General features: G+C 38.7%; 19 protein-coding genes. 3 read left to right on the forward strand and 16 right to left on the reverse strand.

Annotated elements, in window-relative coordinates; all coding sequences use genetic code 11:
* Nucleotides 1–3: 3 nt before the first annotated feature.
* The 4 genes from ACESOD_RS00390 to ACESOD_RS00405 form a co-directional block, all read right to left on the reverse strand.
* Nucleotides 4–1695: a hypothetical protein gene (locus tag ACESOD_RS00390; RefSeq protein ID WP_373093345.1), complete on the reverse strand. Its 1692-nt coding sequence runs from the start codon at nt 1693–1695 to the stop codon at nt 4–6.
* Between the two features lie 105 nt (nt 1696–1800).
* The gene (locus ACESOD_RS00395) at nt 1801–2073 is read right to left on the reverse strand and encodes a PspC domain-containing protein (protein WP_045762960.1); all 273 of its coding nucleotides are present in this window, start codon (nt 2071–2073) and stop codon (nt 1801–1803) included.
* A gap of 59 nt (nt 2074–2132) precedes the next feature.
* Entirely contained in the window at nt 2133–2582 is a 450-nt protein-coding gene (locus tag ACESOD_RS00400) for a SprT family protein (RefSeq protein ID WP_320692444.1), read from the reverse strand.
* Nucleotides 2569–4698 (reverse strand): Tex family protein, encoded by a 2130-nt coding sequence (locus ACESOD_RS00405; protein ID WP_373093347.1) that lies wholly within the window; start codon nt 4696–4698, stop codon nt 2569–2571. Before ACESOD_RS00405 ends, ACESOD_RS00400 begins: the two co-directional genes overlap by 14 nt.
* 163 nt (nt 4699–4861) lie before the next feature.
* On the opposite strand from ACESOD_RS00405, the gene ACESOD_RS00410 reads away from it, so the two are divergent.
* From ACESOD_RS00410 to ACESOD_RS00420, 3 genes are read left to right on the forward strand one after another with little or no spacing between them, the layout of a single operon-like run.
* On the forward strand, nt 4862–4993 hold the full coding sequence (locus ACESOD_RS00410) for an SPJ_0845 family protein (protein WP_153225565.1): 132 nt from the start codon (nt 4862–4864) through the stop codon (nt 4991–4993).
* Entirely contained in the window at nt 4994–5899 is a 906-nt protein-coding gene (locus ACESOD_RS00415; protein WP_373093349.1) for a permease, read from the forward strand.
* The gene (locus ACESOD_RS00420) at nt 5896–6711 is read left to right on the forward strand and encodes a TIGR03943 family putative permease subunit (RefSeq protein ID WP_373093350.1); all 816 of its coding nucleotides are present in this window, start codon (nt 5896–5898) and stop codon (nt 6709–6711) included. Before ACESOD_RS00415 ends, ACESOD_RS00420 begins: the two co-directional genes overlap by 4 nt.
* 141 nt (nt 6712–6852) lie before the next feature.
* On the opposite strand, the gene ACESOD_RS00425 is transcribed toward ACESOD_RS00420, so the two are convergent.
* The 12 genes from ACESOD_RS00425 to ACESOD_RS00480 all read right to left on the reverse strand — a co-directional run bounded on the left by ACESOD_RS00425 (nt 6853) and on the right by ACESOD_RS00480 (nt 17289).
* On the reverse strand, nt 6853–7266 hold the full coding sequence (locus tag ACESOD_RS00425; protein ID WP_373093352.1) for a type II toxin-antitoxin system death-on-curing family toxin: 414 nt from the start codon (nt 7264–7266) through the stop codon (nt 6853–6855).
* Complete coding sequence (locus tag ACESOD_RS00430; protein WP_373093353.1) at nt 7263–7499, reverse strand: AbrB family transcriptional regulator; 237 nt, start codon at nt 7497–7499, stop codon at nt 7263–7265. Before ACESOD_RS00430 ends, ACESOD_RS00425 begins: the two co-directional genes overlap by 4 nt.
* 63 nt (nt 7500–7562) lie before the next feature.
* The gene (locus ACESOD_RS00435; protein ID WP_373094077.1) at nt 7563–7685 is read right to left on the reverse strand and encodes a hypothetical protein; all 123 of its coding nucleotides are present in this window, start codon (nt 7683–7685) and stop codon (nt 7563–7565) included.
* 182 nt (nt 7686–7867) lie between these two features.
* Complete coding sequence (locus ACESOD_RS00440) at nt 7868–8491, reverse strand: tetratricopeptide repeat protein (protein WP_373093354.1); 624 nt, start codon at nt 8489–8491, stop codon at nt 7868–7870.
* A 56-nt stretch (nt 8492–8547) separates the two neighbouring features.
* Nucleotides 8548–9423: an N-carbamoylputrescine amidase gene (aguB, locus tag ACESOD_RS00445; RefSeq protein ID WP_373093355.1), complete on the reverse strand. Its 876-nt coding sequence runs from the start codon at nt 9421–9423 to the stop codon at nt 8548–8550.
* Between the two features lie 9 nt (nt 9424–9432).
* Complete coding sequence (aguA, locus tag ACESOD_RS00450; RefSeq protein ID WP_373093356.1) at nt 9433–10518, reverse strand: agmatine deiminase; 1086 nt, start codon at nt 10516–10518, stop codon at nt 9433–9435.
* Complete coding sequence (gene nspC / locus ACESOD_RS00455; protein WP_373093357.1) at nt 10515–11642, reverse strand: carboxynorspermidine decarboxylase; 1128 nt, start codon at nt 11640–11642, stop codon at nt 10515–10517. Before nspC ends, aguA begins: the two co-directional genes overlap by 4 nt.
* Entirely contained in the window at nt 11642–12901 is a 1260-nt protein-coding gene (locus ACESOD_RS00460) for a saccharopine dehydrogenase family protein (protein WP_373093359.1), read from the reverse strand. The genes nspC and ACESOD_RS00460 overlap by 1 nt, the downstream gene beginning before the upstream one ends.
* Nucleotides 12898–13758 carry a polyamine aminopropyltransferase gene (speE, locus tag ACESOD_RS00465; protein WP_049504668.1) on the reverse strand — a complete coding sequence of 287 codons (861 nt, stop codon included), beginning with the start codon at nt 13756–13758 and terminating at the stop codon, nt 12898–12900. The genes ACESOD_RS00460 and speE overlap by 4 nt, the downstream gene beginning before the upstream one ends.
* The gene (locus ACESOD_RS00470; protein WP_373093361.1) at nt 13759–15213 is read right to left on the reverse strand and encodes an aminotransferase class I/II-fold pyridoxal phosphate-dependent enzyme; all 1455 of its coding nucleotides are present in this window, start codon (nt 15211–15213) and stop codon (nt 13759–13761) included. It lies immediately after the preceding gene.
* 599 nt (nt 15214–15812) lie between these two features.
* Complete coding sequence (locus ACESOD_RS00475; RefSeq protein WP_373093363.1) at nt 15813–16829, reverse strand: hypothetical protein; 1017 nt, start codon at nt 16827–16829, stop codon at nt 15813–15815.
* Complete coding sequence (locus ACESOD_RS00480) at nt 16822–17289, reverse strand: hypothetical protein (protein ID WP_373093364.1); 468 nt, start codon at nt 17287–17289, stop codon at nt 16822–16824. Before ACESOD_RS00480 ends, ACESOD_RS00475 begins: the two co-directional genes overlap by 8 nt.
* Nucleotides 17290–17308: the final 19 nt, after the last annotated feature.

Below are 17308 nucleotides of genomic sequence, written 5' to 3' on the forward strand. Positions count from 1 at the left end.
TCCCTAATCTAATAATTCTTGTAATAATGCATCTATCTCATCAAAGTCACTTTTATCGTCTGTCGTAGACTCAGAAAAAATATCGGATAGTTTTTCTTTCATCATAGTCGCAGCTATATCATGTCTTTCTTTAATGGTATTAATGATTGTATTTTTTTCAACTTCTAATTTAATATTTTTTACGTCTAACAAATGGTCTTGGATAACTAGCATTTCATTTTTTTGATCAATTTTTTTAGAACTTAGGTCCGCAATTTGTTTATCAACAATTTGCTGATCAATCATTTTTAATACAAAAGCGCCAATTATTCCAGATAAAGTTGCTCCCATAAAAGTTCCAATCAGGCCACCGATAGTTCCCAAAAGTGGTATTGAAATAGCTAGGACTGGAAAACTAGCTGTGAGAGAAGCTCCTAAAGTTTCTCCTAGTACAATTGCCCCAGTAGCCGATAAACCAGCAACAACAATTTTTCCAACTTCTAAAATCATAATCTGAACACTTTTTTCTTTAGTGTCCGGATTATTTAGATAATCAATAGCTTCTTTTAGCGATTTCCAACCTTGGTGTATAAATGTCCAAGCTTTAAGAAAAGTATTAATTACAGGTCCAACTATCGCAGAAGCAATCATTGTAACTACAGATTTACCAACGTTTAATAAGTGATTGGATAAGTTGTTTACAAATGAAATGATGGCCTCTTTTATCTTTTCAATAAAAGTCGATAAGTTTCTCTCTGTATCTTTAAGCCAAGATATAAATTTTTTAATTAACTCTCGCAAAAATTCTGAAAGTAACTGTAAAAGTGCTGCTTTTAAAGCTTTTCCGGAAACTTTTAACGCCTCATCACGTCGTGACTTTTTACCAGATTGAATAGCTCGCTTCTCAGCTTCATCTCTTACTCTATCGTATTCCTCGCGTGCCTCTTTATCTTTCTCTCTTAACTGTTTCTCTTCTTTTGAACTAATATTATGGACTTCTTTAGCATATTGCCCTTTAGAATTTGGATTATCTAATAATTCAGTTGTAGATTGATCACCCTTCGCTTGATTAATTTCACTCCTTATTTCGTTAAGATTAGCTTTGCTATTTGCGAAAGCATATTGTTGTTCTTTATCCATAAAGGCATTGGCTTTTGGATCACGTATAATCTCTCCAGCAGAGACTGTGTGATCCATTTGAGTTCCTTTTTCTTTTGAACCTCTTGGCCTATTTTCATCTAAAAATTTTCTGGCATCTTTTTTTATGGTATTCACCATTTTACCTGAACGAGTTGTATGTGTTCGAATATTTCCGAATTCATCTCTCTCAAATTTTTCTTGCCATTCATTATATCTCTTCTCATAGATACTTCTATCTGCATTATGAGTAATAAATTTACCTTTTTCAAAATTTTCAGCAGTTTGAATATGAGCTTCTTTTCGCAAATCTAGAGTTTGACCATTGTTATCTTTAATAAACTCTTCACCTATTTGGGCAGCTAGTTGAAGCTGTACTTGTTCCCAAACAATATTCTCAATAGATTCTTGAAGATATTCGTTGTTTTGTAATTTTTCTCTATCAATATCAAGTTGATCTATATTTTCAATAACATCTTTAAGATTATTCTCTAAAGAACTTTCTAATTGAAGTAATTCTTCATAATCAATATCAAGGTCAGATAATTGTAATTCAAACAAATCGTTTTCGTTTGCCATGATAAAATCCTAACTAATCATTTTTAATATATTATAACATTTTATCTGTCAGTTTAACAATCATAAAAAAAGCTAATCCAATATAGAATTAGCTTATTATTTATTTTACCAAAACCAACCTTCGTCATCATTGATAGGTTGGGCTTCTTTGATCTTGCGTGGGCCTGTTCCATACATTTCAGCTTCGATGTCTTCTTTTGTTGGTAGGATCGAAGCTAAGATAATGTAGATGATGATTCCGAGTCCAAAGTTTGCGATTGTAAAGATTGCAAAAAGGAAACGAACTAGGGTTACATCAAGATTCCACTTATCAGATAGACCTGCAAGTACACCTGATACCATACGATTTCTTCTCATTTTATAAAATTTTGTATTCATAATTTATTCCTCTTTCGGATTTCTTAATCTTAGTATAGCACTAAGCTAAATTTACTACATCAGTCCTTAGGCCGATTTAACAAGAGGAGCTTTCCACGACAGAGACCACAACGATAACGCTTGGTATCGATTTTTCGCTTTCTTTGATAGATTTGCTGACAAGACTGACAAGCATAGACTAAGCTTGGTTTTTGATTGGAACTTGATAAGGGAGGAACAAAGCGGAGCCCATCTACCTCTTTTAAAAGTTGCTTAAAGGCTAAATCTTTATGCTGATAGCCCTTGCCTTCAAAGTAAAGATGGTAATGGCAGAGCTCATGACGAACAATTTTACGAAAAACCTCTAAACCAAGTTCTTGATATACTTTGGGATTGAAATCCAAATGACCATCTTTTGGGAAAAATCGTCCACCTGTCGACCGTAGACGAGTATTCCATTGAGCTTGGTGTTTGAAAGGTTTTCCAAAATCCTCTAAAGAGACCTGTTTAACGTAATCAGTTAGATTCATTTGGTGCAAGAAGCGACAGATTCACTTTTTCTCGGTCAGCATCGATTTTCTTAACCCAAACGGTTACCAAATCGCCGACAGATACTACTTGACTTGGATGTTTGATAAATTTCTTGCTCATGTGAGAGATATGAATGAGACCATCCTCATGGATACCGATATCAACAAAGGCACCGAAGTCAACGACGTTGCGCACAACTCCCTCAAGCTTTTGGCCAACTTGTAAGTCTTTGATATCCAAGACATCCTGACGAAGGACTGGAGCATCAAAAGAATCACGGAAATCACGTCCTGGTTTGAGAAGGTCAGCGATAATATCTTTAAGTGTTTCTTGACCGAGTTCTAGCTCTTGAGCCATTTCTTTGATAGAAACAGATTTGAGTTTTGCTTGCGCTTCTTTAGTTAGGTCTTTAATATCCAAGCGTTTGAAGAGTTCCTTGACCGCAGTATAGTTTTCAGGGTGAACTCCTGTATTGTCAAGGATATTGCTACTTTCAGGGATACGAAGGAAACCTGCAGCCTGCTCAAAAGCTTTTGCTCCCAAGCGAGGGACTTTTTTGATTTGGGCGCGTGAAGTGATTTTACCTTCTTCTTCACGATACTTAACGATATTTTCAGAGATTGTTTTGTTAAGCCCTGCAACATGGGAAAGTAAGGCTGGACTGGCAGTATTGACATTGACACCGACTTGGTTAACGACTGTATCAACAACAAAGTCCAGACTCTCAGATAGTTTTTTCTGACTAACATCGTGCTGATACTGGCCAACACCGATGGATTTAGGGTCAATTTTAACCAATTCAGCAAGGGGATCTTGCAAACGGCGAGCAATAGAGATAGCAGAGCGTTTTTCAACAGTTAACTCTGGAAACTCCTGACGGGCAAGTTCACTAGCGGAGTAGACAGACGCACCACTTTCATTGACAATGACATAGCTAACTTCTGGAAAATCTTTGAGCACTTCGGCGACAAAAGCTTCACTTTCACGACTGGCAGTTCCATTTCCGATAGCTATGATTTCAACACCGTATTGGCCAATCAAATCTGCCAAATCACGCTTAGCTTCTTCAATCTGACGATCTGAAGCTGGTTTAACTGGATAAATGACTTGTGTCGTCAACATTTTCCCAGTCGCATCAACGACCGCAAGCTTGGCACCTGTACGAAAGGCAGGGTCAAATCCAAGAACCACGCGCCCCTTAAGAGGTGCTACCAAAAGAAGATTACGGAGGTTTTCTGAGAAGAGTTGAATAGCTCCTTCTTCTGCCTTCTCAGTTAATTCTGTTCGGATACGACGCTCGATAGCTGGCAGTACCTTCTTCTTAACAGATTGCTGAATAACTTCTTCAATATAGGCATTTTTAACCTTAAAACGAGCAGCAAAGAAGGATTGAATACGTTCAACTGCATGCTCAAAACCAATCTTCAAGATGCCTAACTTCTCACCACGATTAAGGGCAAGAGTACGATATCCCTGCATGTTAGCAACCGTCTCTGAGAAATCGTAATAAATCTGAAAGACTTGCTTTTCATCTAGAGTTTCGTCTTTAAGTTGAGATGTAATTTTAGAATGTCTAAGAACCTCTTGATAAGTCATTGAACGCAAGTTGACATCCTCAGAGAGAGCTTCAACCAAAATATCAACTGCACCTGCTAAAGCATCTTGTGGAGTCTCGAATCCTTCACATACAAATGCTTCTGCTTCCTTTTCTAGATCAGAAACATTCTGTAGGATTAGACGAGCAAGTGGGAAGAGTCCCGCCTCACGCGCAATCGTTGCCTTGGTGCGGCGTTTTTCTTTATAAGGAAGATAGAGTTCTTCAACATCCGCTAGTTTTTCAGCAGCTAAAATGGCTTCTTCTAACTCTTTGGTCAACTTACCTTGCTCTTTGATTTTTGCTAAAACTGCTTCCTTACGGTCATTGAGGTTGGTAAGACTTTTATCAAGGTCGATAATAGCTTTAATAGCCACCTCATCCAAACTACCAGTCATGTCTTTCCGATAACGAGCGATAAAGGGAATGGTTGCTCCTTCTGCTGTCAAAGACAAGACCGTATCAATTTGCTTTAAGCTTACACCCAAATCTTGGGAAATTTTTTCATATTTTTTATCCATGAAACTATTATACCATAAGGAAGAAAGCTTGTTTTCATTAATGTCACAGTTAGATTGGTATTTGTTGAAGATAAAAATTCATTTGTCTTGTCAATTTAAAATTAAACCTTTTGGCTGAAATAATAGTATAATAGAGGAAACAATAAGAATCGAGGTATGCCTTATGGCTGTTAAATTTACAAAAACTGATGACTTAGATAAGATGTTCGAAGAGTTCGCTAAACTACCTGATTTAAAGCAAGTAGCTTTTCCAGATGACAAAGAAAAGAAAGATAAAGCAGAAAAGAAAAAATAGATGACACTCTTTCAAAGTCTACCTTCTAGTGTGTTACAAGCTGGCGCTATCTTTTTATCAATCATCATTGAAGCCCTACCCTTTGTCTTAATTGGTAGCATTATCTCAGGTGCTATTGAAGTCTATGTGACTCCTGAAAAAGTATATAGATTTCTCCCTAAAAATCGTTTGGGGAGGATCTTTTTTGGTACATTTATAGGGTTTCTCTTTCCCTCTTGTGAGTGTGGAATTGTCCCTATCATCAACCGTTTCTTGGAGAAGAAGGTTCCAAGCTATACAGCTGTTCCATTTCTAGTAACCGCTCCTATCATCAATCCCATCGTACTTTTTGCAACTTATTCAGCCTTTGGTAATTCATTTAAAATGGTCTTACTCCGCGCTTTAGGTTCGATTCTTGTTGCTACTATATTGGGTATCTTACTTGGATTTTTCTGGGAAGGATCGATTCAAAAGGAAAATAGATTGGCTTGTCATGAACATGATTTTTCTCACCTGACCAAAGGTCAGAAACTTCTTCAGGTCTTTATCCAAGCTATTGATGAATTCTTTGATATGGGGCGTTACTTGGTTTTTGGCTGTCTTTTTGCAAGTATAGTCCAAGTATATGTACCAACCCGGATCCTGACTTCTATCAGCGCAACACCTCTACTTGCAATCGTTCTCTTGATGGTCTTATCCTTCCTTCTATCACTTTGTAGTGAAGCGGATGCCTTTATTGGCTCTTCGTTGCTCTCTAGTTTCGGATTTGCGCCAGTCCTTGCATTTCTGGTTATTGGACCAATGCTTGATGTCAAGAACTTACTCATGATGAAGAATTATCTTAAAACTTGCTTTATTTGGCAGTACATGACCATTGTGACTCTTGTTGTTCTTGTCTATTCTTATCTAGTCGGGGTGATGCTATGATACGATTTCTTATTTTGATGAGTTATTTTGTCTTAACCCTTTATTTGCACCTATCAGGTAAGCTCAATCAGTATCTAAACCTCCACTACTCTTATCTGGCTTATATAACAATGGTGTTGTCTTTCTTGCTAGCCATTGTTCAAGCCTATATTTGCTTCAAGCGTTTGAAAGAACACAGTCACTTACACAAGTTTTCTGCCAAGCTTGCTAGTTTTGTCCTCCTAAGTTTACCTTTGTTAGTTGGATTTGCCTTTCCAACTGTTGCACTAGACTCACAAACTGTATCTGCAAAAGGCTATTATTTCCCTCTGTCAGAAGGAACGGACAAGGCAATCCAAGCAAGCGAAGGTACGAGCAGTCAGTATCTTAAGCCGGATACCAGTAGGTTTTATTCACACACAGCTTATGTAGACACTGTTCGTAAGATTGCTGATAAATACTTAGCTCAATCTAGTATTGTTATCACCGATGAGAATTACTTGGAAGTCATGGAAGCTATCTATGATTATCCAAATGAATTTGACAGTAAGGAAATCGAGTTTATCGGCTTTGTTTACAACGATCCCAGTCACAGCGATAGCCAATTTGTCTTTCGCTTTGGTATTATGCACTGTATCGCTGATTCAGGAGTTTTTGGCCTCTTGACTACAGGAAGTATCAACCATTATGAGAATAGCACTTGGGTGAGAGTCAAAGGTAAGATTAGCAATCGCTATCACAAAGAACTCAATCAAGTCCTCCCAACTCTTGAGATTCAATCCTTTGTAAAAGTCGATAAACCAGAGAATCCTTATGTTTATAAAGAATTTTAAAAAGTAGCCTGAGTTGGCTACTTTTTCTTGTTTAGTAAGGTTGAATGTTTGACGTATTCAAAAGATTAGTTTTCTGCATTACAGAATTCTAATACTGTCTGTTTATCTATATTTTTACTTTTAGGATTTAAACATCCAAGCTTAATTTTTGCCATTAGCAATAAATGAATGTTCTGAGATCCATTTGGTGTAGCCAGCTAACCGTTCATCTGTTAAAGATTCTACTGCGATAGTAACACACATATCGACCGCTTCTTCAACTGTTACAGAAAAACGATAACCATTCAACTGTAGAAATTTCACCAAAACGAAGAAAGCAGTTCGTTTTTTAGCATTGGCAAAAACATGCTTCTTGATCAATTGGACCAATAGTATCGTTGCCTTATCAAAAATTGTTGGATAAAGAGGTTTGCCAAAAACAAATTGTTCTGGTAAATTGACAATCATATTTAAGGCAGAAGGACTAACCGTCTGAATTTTTTCATTAGGTGGATAACGTTCAATTGATAAAGCATTGATTTTCTCAATTTGCCTTTCTGTAAGATAGACTGTCATTTTTCCACCAAAGCTTTGAAAACATCATCGTATTCATCAAAGATTTTGTCCAAATTTAAGTCAAAGGCATCATCAGATACATAAGAATTCTGATGTCCAGACTCTTCGGGAGTAAAGATAATTTCACCACTTGGTAACAATTTTGCTTCGTATTTAACACCACTTGGAATATTGAATTCACTTGGAATGGTAATGGTGTTTGAATTTCCTTGTTTTCTTATTTTTACTACCATCTGATTTCCTCCTCTGGCGTATTATAATAAATAATTACCGTAATTACAATGACAGAATATCATTTAAAATAATTCAGCTTGAGAAATTTCTGCTAAGAACTTATCCGAATAAACCGAATAAGCATTTGGATCAGGCGCTTGGTGGTCGTTCATTGCTTGACCACATCTACATGTCCATTTTCCCATATCTAACCTCAGCCACGACTTAATTCTTCAAGGAAAAATTGATTGAGATTTTTCCAGTCTCTTTTATCCTTGCTAACACAAAGTCCATTTTATCATTTACTTTATCAAAAATTACTATAGTATCTACAGAAAAAAGCTAGAGTTCAACAATTGGGAACCTCTAGCTTTTTTGTATCTGAGAACTATTTTGTCTCAGACTTTTTATTAACTATTAAAGCTCTGACTTCATCCGCTCCGATCTCATCTCCCGCCTTGTCGAAGAGTTTAATAGCGTGACTAAAATAATCATAGGATTTACTCGAATCAAGTTTTCGATAAATCTCTCCCAATCCTCTATAAGCGCAGGCTTGAGCAATAAGATCATCTGTCTTTAAGGCTGAGTCTAGCGACTGCTGCATATAAAACTCCGCTTCAACTAGTTGATCTAACTTTAATCGTAAATAACCTTGCTCATAGTCATTAACAGAATTTTTGAGAGAATCCCCTGAAAAATCTCGTTCAATAACTTCTCGCTCTTTTTCGATATAGCTAAGAGCTGTCTGAAAATCATTCATTTCACGATAGACCATGGCCAATTGATGATACGCGACATGTTCATTTTCACGATCCTTTTCTGTAATAGCCAAGTGGAGATAACGTTGGTAAACCTCTAAACAGTGTTCATACTTTTTTTCGTACAAATAGATATAGCCCATCAAGTTTAAAAGACTGTAATCTTTACAAGTTGCTAGGCAAAACTCTGCTTGAACTAATTGCTTAGCTTCATTAATTTTTCCCTCAAATAATAATTCCCAAGCTTGATTCATTAAAAGACTCCTATCTATTCTAGAACGATAATTACCTAAACTAAAAATACAAACAATTATCTCACAATATCTTTATACATATCTGGTCTTCTGTCTCTAAACAGACCCCAATTTAGGCGTTCACTTGCTCCCTTGTCCAGGTCATAAGTTGTTAACAAGATAGCTTCGCCTTGTCGTTCTGCTTGGGTCAAGATAGCTCCTGTTTCATCGGTCATAAAGGATGAACCATAGAAGTTAAGACTGGAACTTTGCCCCCCATTTTCTTCACAAGGAGTGACTTTTTCCAAACCATAACGATTAGCAGCAATAACTGGCACAATATTAGCTGCTGAGTGTCCTTGCATGGTACGTTGCCAATGACCACAACTATCTGTATCCAAAATCGGCTCCGAACCAATGGCTGTTGGATAAAAGAGTAATTCTGCACCATTTAGTGCAAGGCAACGGGCTGTTTCTGGGAACCATTGGTCCCAACAGATGCCAATACCAATCTTAGCATAGCGAGTGTCCCAGACCTTGAAACCAGTATTTCCAGGAGTAAAGAAGAATTTCTCCTGATAATAATGGTCATCTGGTATATGAGTTTTACGATAAACTCCTAGTACTTCTCCATCTGCATCAATGACAGCAATAGAATTGTACAAGACATTACCATCTTTTTCATAGAAACTGATCGGTAAAACGACCTTTAGCTCCTTGGCAATCACTTTGAAATGCTGAATAGCCGTATTTTCTGATACCGACTGGGCATACTGGTAGTAGTCATACTGACGCTCCTGACAGAAATAGGGACGTTCAAATAATTCTGGTAAAAGAATGATCTGGGCTCCTTTGTCTGCAGCTTGTCGAACTAAGCGTTCAGCTGTTTGGATATTGGTTTCCACATCCTTAGCGCATTGCATCTGAATAGCTGCAACCGTTACATTTCTCATCTTTTTCTCCTATTCTGGAATTTGTTGGGTAATACAGTGGATATTTCCACCACCTAAAAGAATATCTCTTGCAGGAATTCCTACAACTTCACGGTCTGGAAAACACTGGCTCAGAATATCCAAGGCCACTTGATCGTTTACATCCTGAAATTGTGGTACCAAGACAGATTTATTGGCGATATAAAAATTCACATAGGAAGCTGCTAGTCTTTCACCTGCATAACGCTCCTCTTCGCCTTCTTCATATGTATATCCCGGCAAATCTTCTTCTGTAACTACTTGATGAATAGCTGGGATTGGAAGTTTATGAATAGTGAAACTCCGGCCTTTTGCATCAGTTTCCTTCTCTAAAAGAGCTAGATCTGCTGCAGACATGGCATACTGAGGATCGTCTTGGTCGTCCGTCCAAGCTAAAACAACTTCTGCAGGACCAACAAAGGCTGCAACATTATCGACGTGTTCATTTGTCTCGTCTTGATAAATACCGTAAGGCAACCAAATGACTTTTTCGGCACCAAGGCTTTCTAATAATATCTTTTCAATCTGTTCTTTAGTCAGGTGAGGATTACGACCCGGACTGAGCAAGCAGCTTTCTGTGACAAGAATGGTACCTTGACCGTCACTATGAATAGCTCCGCCTTCCATTACAAAAGGTTTGGCATCATAAACAGGTATATCTAAGACTTCTGCAAAGCTGCTGGCTACTTGGTCATCTGCTTCATAATCTTGGTAAAGACCGTCAACAGCACCACCCCAGGCATTGAAAGACCAATCTACCGCCAACTTTTCTCTTTTATCATTGAGGAGAATAGTTGGACCAGTATCACGTGCCCAGGCATCATTTGTCTGAATATCTAGATAAACAACCTTGTCTCCAAGATAAGATTGTGCTTCAGATAGATAGTCCTCCTCAACCAAAAGGTAGACTGTTTCCCCCTGAGCAATCGTTTTGATAATCTGGCTAAAAGCAGCTTTAGCGGCCTTGCCTTCAAATGGCCAAGACCCTGGTCGAGTAGGCCATATCATGAGAGTCCCATGATGGGGTTCATACTCTGCAGGCATACGATAACCTAATTTCTTTGGGCTGTCCATCATGATAATCTCTCCTTAAAGTCTTGGTAGCCAAAGGCTTTGACTAGACTGCACTCACCCTCTTTATTCATGAGATACAAACTTGGAAGCCCAATGCCATTAAAGGTATTGTTTTTGACAAAGGAGTAGATTGCCATGTCTTCAAAATAGAGGCGATCACCGATTTCAATCGGTTTTTCGAAGCTGTAATCCCCAATGATATCCCCTGTCAGGCAAGTATTTGAAGAGAGTCTATAAGTATAAGGTTTTTCTTGCGCTTCAAATCCATCTCTCAATGGGGGGCGATAAGGCATCTCAAGGACATCTGGCATATGACAACTTGCCGAGGCGTCTAGCACCAAGGTCTCAATCCCGTTTTCAACAATATCCAGGACTTCTGTCGCTAGATAGCCCGCATTAAGGGCAATGGCTTCTCCAGGTTCAATGTAGACGTCAAGGTTATAAGTTTCTCGAATGCGTTTAATCTCAGAAATCAGTAAGTCCACATCATAGTCATCTCTCGTAATATGATGACCACCACCCATATTGAGCCATTTAACTTGGTGCAAATAGGCTCCAAACTGGTCTTCTACTGCTTTCAAAGTCGTTTGTAAATCATCTGCCCCTTGCTCACAGAGGGTATGAAAATGAAGTCCGTCAACCAACTCCAATAAATCACTTGGTATCTTGTCTGAAGTCACTCCAAAACGAGAGCCAGGAGCACAAGGATCATAAAGCGCGTGGTCACCCTGCGTTGAACATTGAGGATTGATGCGAAGACCCACACTGATACCAGCCTCACGACAACGTTGACCATACTTTCGAAGTTGTCTCTCTGAGTTAAAATCAATATGATCAGATATTTGCAGTAGCTCTTCCATATCTGATTCCTTGAAAGCAGGCGCAAATACATGGACTTCCCCCGGAAACTCTTCTCTAGCTAACTTCGCTTCATAGAGTCCACTAGCTGTCGTACCTGATAGATACTGGCTAATTAGGGGATAGGTTTTATAGAGAGAATAAGCCTTTTGAGCTAGCAAAACCTTACAGCCGGCTTTTTCTTGAACCTCTTGTAGAATGCTACAATTTTCTTCTAGTTTTGCTAAATCAATAACATAGGCTGGCGTTGGTACTTGTTCTAACTTCATTAGTCCACCATTTGTGGATCTTCAACCACAACCCATGGCAAACCGTATTTATTTAAAGCTTCCATGAATGGGTCTGGATCCAACTCTTCAAGGTTATAAACTCCTGGTTGTTTCCAAGTGCCATCCATCACTAATTTTGTCCCAATCATAGCTGGAACACCCGTTGTATAAGAAATGGCTTGTGAACCAACTTCTGCGTAGCATTCCTGATGGTCGCAAACATTGTAAATGTAGATTGTCTTTTCAACGCCATCTTTGACACCTGTAAAGATACATCCAATATTAGTTTTACCAACAGTACGTGGGCCAAGGCTTGCAGGATCTGGAAGCAAGGCTTTCAAGAATTGGATTGGTACGATTTCTTGTCCGTTAAAATTAATAGCATCCGTACGAAGGAGACCAACGTTTTCCAAGCATTTCATGTGCGTTAGATAAGATTGGCCAAAAGTCATAAAGAAACGAATGCGTTTAACACCTGGGATGTTTTTGGCCAATGATTCGATTTCTTCATGGTGGAGGAGATACATGTCTTTTTGTCCAACTTGAGGGAAATCATATTCACGCTTGATAGACATAGCTTCGACTTCTACCCATTTTCCATCTTCCCAGTAAGAACCTGGTGCAGAAACCTCACGTAGATTGATTTCTGGGTTAAAGTTTGTCGCAAATGGATAACCGTGGTCACCACCATTACAGTCCAAAATGTCGATATAGTGGATTTCGTCAAAGTAATGTTTGAGTGCATAAGCTGAAAAGACGCTGGTTACACCTGGGTCAAAACCAGAACCAAGAAGAGCTGTCAAGCCTGCTTCCTTGAATTTTTCTTGGTAAGCCCACTGCCATGAGTAGTCAAAGTAAGCTGTAAATCCAAGTTCTTTGCAACGTTTCTCATAAATAGCACGCCATTCAGGGTCTTCTGTATCCTCAGCCTCGTAGTTAGCTGTGTCAATATAGTGCACACCTGTAGCCAAACAAGCATCCATGATGGTCAAGTCTTGATAAGGCAAAGCTACGTTCAAAACAGCTTCTGGTTTGTAGCTTTCAATCAAGGCAATCACTTCTTCTACCTTGTCAGCATCAAGAGCAGCTGTCTCAATCTTAGTATTTGTTTTGCCTTCTAATTTAGCCTTCAAGTCATCACATTTTGACTTGGTACGGCTAGCAATCATAATTTCTTTAAAAGTTTCGCTATCTTGACAAATCTTTGAAATAGCAACTTGGGCAACGCCCCCACATCCAATAACTAGTAAACGACTCATTTTTTTCCTTCCTCTTCTTCTAAAATGTCTTCTACATACTTAGGCAACATAAAGGCACCAATATGTAGGTTTGCAGTGTAGTATTCTGTGAAAAGCTGGCGTTTTTTCCAGCCTTCCTTGTCAAAATCTTTGACAGGGTGATATTTTTTCGATGCAAATCCAAATAACCAATAGCCAGCAGGACTGGTAGGGATATGTGCCTGATAAACTCGGCTAATTGGAAAGGCTTGATTGACCTTGCGATGCATGCTTCGACAAGCAGACTCATCTTCGTCAAAGAAGGGGCTACCATGCTGGTAAATCATGATACCGTCTTCTTTGAGAGCCCTATAACTATTGCCGTAAAATTCCTTGGTAAAGAGCCCTTCCGTATGGCCAAATGGATCTGTCGCATCGTTAATGATAATGTCATAATCATCTTCACAGTTTCTCAAAAATCTCAGTCCATTTTGGTAGTAAATGGTGACGCGAGGGTCATCAAGTCCTGCAGCAAAATCTGGAAAATATTCTCGGCAAACCTCAACCAGCATCTCATCTGGTTCTACAATATCGATTTGTTCCAATTCTGGATAGAGAGTTAATACTTGGGCAACACCACCGTCACCACCCCCAATAACCAAGACTTTCTTTGGATTTGGATGGACAGCCATAGGAACGTGGACGGTCATTTCGTTGTAGACAAAGTCATCTGCATCTGAGAACAAGACATGCCCATTTAAAATCAAAATCTTTCCAAAAGCTGGAGTATCTAATACTTCAATATCCTGCCACTCACTTTTTCCAGCATAGAGTTGTTTAGCAGTTCTAAGAGACAATTTCACATCTGGAGTATGAACTTCAGAAAACCATAAATCCATTTAGTTCTCCTTTCTCTCAATGACATTAATGTGGTTGACCTCTGGATCTTCCGTTCCTTGGAGGGAACAACCACGTTCTTTAGCAAATTTGATATAATCGACAATTTCTCGTGTAATCCGTTCACCTGGCGCTAGGATTGGAATTCCTGGAGGATAACACATGACAAATTCCCCACATACCTGGCCAATGGACTCGTCTAATGTTAAGCTTCTTCTATCTGCATAGAAGGCTTCCTGAGGAGATAGCACCAACTCAGGCTGGATATATTCTCCAGCAATCAAGTCCTTCCCATCTCTTGAGTAAAGTCTCTTGATGTCAGCCAGAGCACCAACCAAGCGTTCAATATCTTGGATACGGTCCCCAATCGAAATGTAGGCCAAGATATTGCCAATATCACCAAACTCAATCTGAATGTCATATTCATCACGTAAGAGGTCATAAACTTCAATACCTGTTAAACCAATTCCCTGAGTGTAGACTGACAGCTTGGTCACGTCAAAATCACAAACGGTCACGCCATCTACTAACTCTTTTGAATAGGCATAGTAGCCACCGATGGCATTGATTTCACGACGAGCATACTCAGATAACTCAATAACTTTCTCAAAGGACTCCTTACCACGAAGGGCTAAGTTTCTACGAGAAACATCTAGACTAGACATTAGCAAGTAGGATGCTGATGTTGACTGTGTCAGATTAATAATCTGACGTACGTACTCAGGATTCATCTGATTGCCAACTAAAAGAAGCGAACTTTGAGTCAAGCTGCCACCAGATTTATGCATGGATACAGCCGACATATCTGCTCCTGCATCCATAGCAGACAGAGGAAGTTTATCTGTAAAGTGCAGATGAGCACCGTGGGCTTCATCTACTAAGACTTTCATTCCTGCAGCGTGTGCCATCTCTGTTAAACCCTTAAGATCTGAACAAATCCCATAGTAGGTTGGGTTGTTAATTAGGATAGCCTTAGCATCCGGATGGTCCTTAATCGCTTGCGCCACACGATCATTTTCAAGCCCCAAAGCAATACCGATTTTAGGTTCCACACTCATCTCGATATAGATGGGGATAGCACCACACAAAACAAGGGCGTTGATAGCTGATTTATGTACGTTGCGCGGAAGAATAATCTTATCTCCAGCTTTACAAGTGGAAAGAATCATGGTTTGAACAGATGATGTTGTCCCACCAATCATTAAAAAGGCATGAGCAGCCCCAAATGCTTCTGCCGCTAACTCTTCCGCTTCTCTAATAATCGAAATGGGATGTCCTAGATTGTCCAAGGGCTTCATAGAATTGACATCGATACCAACACATTTTTCCCCTAAGAGTTCTACTAACTCTGGATTTCCACGGCCACGTTTGTGACCAGGTACATCAAATGGTACAATTCTTTTCTTTCGTAACTTGACCAGTCCCTCATAGATGGGAGCTTGGTTTTGATTTAACATTATAAAGACATACTCCTTTATCGTAGTTTTTTCACCTTGTGTAAGGCTCTAAAGGATACTTATGAAAAAAGAGCAGGTTGACACCTGCTCTACAATCTACTGACGTGTTTATGTTTGTTTCTTTTGAGTATGTCTGTTCCTGATGTTTCCTAACTCTCTAGTAGCAAATATTACGTACTTTATTGATCGTTTCACAAGATGACGTGTGCTTTCACCACACTAACAAATGTATACGAATTAGAACTAGTGTTCTAACATCAACTTATAAAAGTAGGCTTTTAACCCTATCAATAATGTGGCTTTTCAACCACGCTTCGGCATTCAACCCTGCCTGTCCGTAGGCATTTTTTACTCGGGTTTATATTTGCTAGAAAACATCATCTCATTTTCTAAGCTTCATTACTATATCATGTTTTCAGAGACTTGTAAAGTATTTTTAGAAACTTTTTTAAATAAATTCATTTTTTTGTTCGTGAAATTTATTTAACTTAAAAATGGAAATCGTTTTAAATTTAAATCAAAAAACAAAAAAAGAAACTAAAAATATAGATTAGTTCCTTTAATGAATCGTAAGCATAATCAACTATTCAAAATCCTATTTACTCATCTTTCGCTATTTGGCAAGCTAGTTCAAAATCGGTCATCATATAATTTTCATCCAGACGTATGAGGCTATAATACTCATTCCAAAATAGAGAGTCACTGTTACTTGACCACTGTAATCCATACCACAATTGAGTGACATCACTTGTATGTGATGGGGGGATTGACCATAGATGCTTTTTAAAAGTTTCTTGAACAAGTGGAACATCCAGTCGACTAGTCAAGTCGAGTTCATCCAATTTCAAAATTATAGAATGTTCTTTAGCTGCCTCAATACTTTCCTTGTTAAATCGAACCTGAATAATCTTAGAATCTTCTAAAGCCACATCCTGGTCCTCGGCACCATAAAAGGAAATACTGCCCAGTACTATGCCATCTTTTGTCAGGAGATAGGGAGCATAAGGGACTGCATTGCTATCAAGTTTGAAGCCTTTTTCGATAGTGACTGTTTTATCGCCTGGATACTTTTGGAAACTTCCCTCTGTCAAGAGCTCTTCGTAGTCGCTAGCACCATCGCCCTGTCTTACATAGATGTCAAATCCAGCATCCATCAGCTCACTGGCTTTAGTTTCTGCTAAAATGATTTTACTTTCATTAATTTGCAAAATTGGTGCTTGAGGTGGCAAACCAATCGTGAGATTAAACATGACTCCTACCAGAAAGACCATAAAGGGTATAAGGAGGGCAAGTAAAGACTTTCCAGTCCTTTTTCTTGCATTGAAAAGCGCCATTAGAGCAGGTAGAAGGATCATTTTGGCTAAAATAGAATTCCCAACACCACCTCTATTTAAGGTCTGAAAAGCAAAGATCCCGGCGATTGCAATCAGGGACAGGTAGACCAAAATCTCACCTAGACCCAATTTTTCTGTTCGAGTTTGTTGATTTACAGGGGTTTCGTACAATGACTGCCCGTTCTCTCTCCTCTTTTTTAGAAAGAGATAAAAGCCCAGACCGAGTAGCAGATTAAAGATTGCAAAAACTATTAAAGTACCTATTATCGCCGTTCTAGCCATGGCTCTCTACTCCTTTATGTTCTCTCTCAAATCTTATCTTTCTCTTTAGCACCCAATTCCCAATCAATAAGACCAGCAAGAAGAAGGGGCCACCTTCTATGACCACAATGGGCAAAGCCAGTAGAGCAATCATCAAAAAACTAGCTTTCTTTTGACGCCAACTACCGCCCCATTCTCCGTTTATCATTACCCCTAAATAGTCGATGTAGTCAGTAAACCAAGTCAATAAGGGATTTTGAAAATCACTAGCCCTAAGGTAAATGAACGTAGCAGAATTTAGCAAAACATAAAGAATTCCAAGGACTAGAATAATCTTTTGACTAGTTCGAGTAGCCTCTAGAACGATTTTTTCTCTCTTCTCTGGTTTTATTTCCTTGAGACTTGGATTCTTACAAGAGAGTTTTTCAAATCTAAAGGCCAGAAATCGGTAGAGATAATACTTTTTTATATTACGCTTCATAAAAACCTCAATCTAGGAA

The sequence above is a fragment of the Streptococcus oralis genome (genome assembly GCF_964238205.1).
GTDB lineage: Bacteria > Bacillota > Bacilli > Lactobacillales > Streptococcaceae > Streptococcus > Streptococcus oralis_CZ.

What these genes read in the sequence shown, in the direction of transcription:
- aguB (WP_373093355.1), bottom strand. Translation starts at nt 9,423, where the DNA reads ATGAGAAATGTAACGGTTGCAGCTATTCAGATGCAATGCGCTAAGGAT.
- ACESOD_RS00440 (WP_373093354.1), bottom strand. Translation starts at nt 8,491, where the DNA reads ATGAATCAAGCTTGGGAATTATTATTTGAGGGAAAAATTAATGAAGCT.
- ACESOD_RS00410 (WP_153225565.1), top strand. Translation starts at nt 4,862, where the DNA reads ATGGCTGTTAAATTTACAAAAACTGATGACTTAGATAAGATGTTCGAA.
- nspC (WP_373093357.1), bottom strand. Translation starts at nt 11,642, where the DNA reads ATGAAGTTAGAACAAGTACCAACGCCAGCCTATGTTATTGATTTAGCA.
- ACESOD_RS00470 (WP_373093361.1), bottom strand. Translation starts at nt 15,213, where the DNA reads ATGTTAAATCAAAACCAAGCTCCCATCTATGAGGGACTGGTCAAGTTA.
- ACESOD_RS00425 (WP_373093352.1), bottom strand. Translation starts at nt 7,266, where the DNA reads ATGACAGTCTATCTTACAGAAAGGCAAATTGAGAAAATCAATGCTTTA.
- speE (WP_049504668.1), bottom strand. Translation starts at nt 13,758, where the DNA reads ATGGATTTATGGTTTTCTGAAGTTCATACTCCAGATGTGAAATTGTCT.
- ACESOD_RS00430 (WP_373093353.1), bottom strand. Translation starts at nt 7,499, where the DNA reads ATGGTAGTAAAAATAAGAAAACAAGGAAATTCAAACACCATTACCATT.
- ACESOD_RS00390 (WP_373093345.1), bottom strand. Translation starts at nt 1,695, where the DNA reads ATGGCAAACGAAAACGATTTGTTTGAATTACAATTATCTGACCTTGAT.
- ACESOD_RS00400 (WP_320692444.1), bottom strand. Translation starts at nt 2,582, where the DNA reads ATGAATCTAACTGATTACGTTAAACAGGTCTCTTTAGAGGATTTTGGA.
- ACESOD_RS00460 (WP_373093359.1), bottom strand. Translation starts at nt 12,901, where the DNA reads ATGAGTCGTTTACTAGTTATTGGATGTGGGGGCGTTGCCCAAGTTGCT.
- ACESOD_RS00395 (WP_045762960.1), bottom strand. Translation starts at nt 2,073, where the DNA reads ATGAATACAAAATTTTATAAAATGAGAAGAAATCGTATGGTATCAGGT.
- ACESOD_RS00435 (WP_373094077.1), bottom strand. Translation starts at nt 7,685, where the DNA reads ATGGGAAAATGGACATGTAGATGTGGTCAAGCAATGAACGACCACCAA.
- ACESOD_RS00415 (WP_373093349.1), top strand. Translation starts at nt 4,994, where the DNA reads ATGACACTCTTTCAAAGTCTACCTTCTAGTGTGTTACAAGCTGGCGCT.
- ACESOD_RS00420 (WP_373093350.1), top strand. Translation starts at nt 5,896, where the DNA reads ATGATACGATTTCTTATTTTGATGAGTTATTTTGTCTTAACCCTTTAT.
- ACESOD_RS00475 (WP_373093363.1), bottom strand. Translation starts at nt 16,829, where the DNA reads ATGGCTAGAACGGCGATAATAGGTACTTTAATAGTTTTTGCAATCTTT.
- aguA (WP_373093356.1), bottom strand. Translation starts at nt 10,518, where the DNA reads ATGATGGACAGCCCAAAGAAATTAGGTTATCGTATGCCTGCAGAGTAT.
- ACESOD_RS00405 (WP_373093347.1), bottom strand. Translation starts at nt 4,698, where the DNA reads ATGGATAAAAAATATGAAAAAATTTCCCAAGATTTGGGTGTAAGCTTA.
- ACESOD_RS00480 (WP_373093364.1), bottom strand. Translation starts at nt 17,289, where the DNA reads ATGAAGCGTAATATAAAAAAGTATTATCTCTACCGATTTCTGGCCTTT.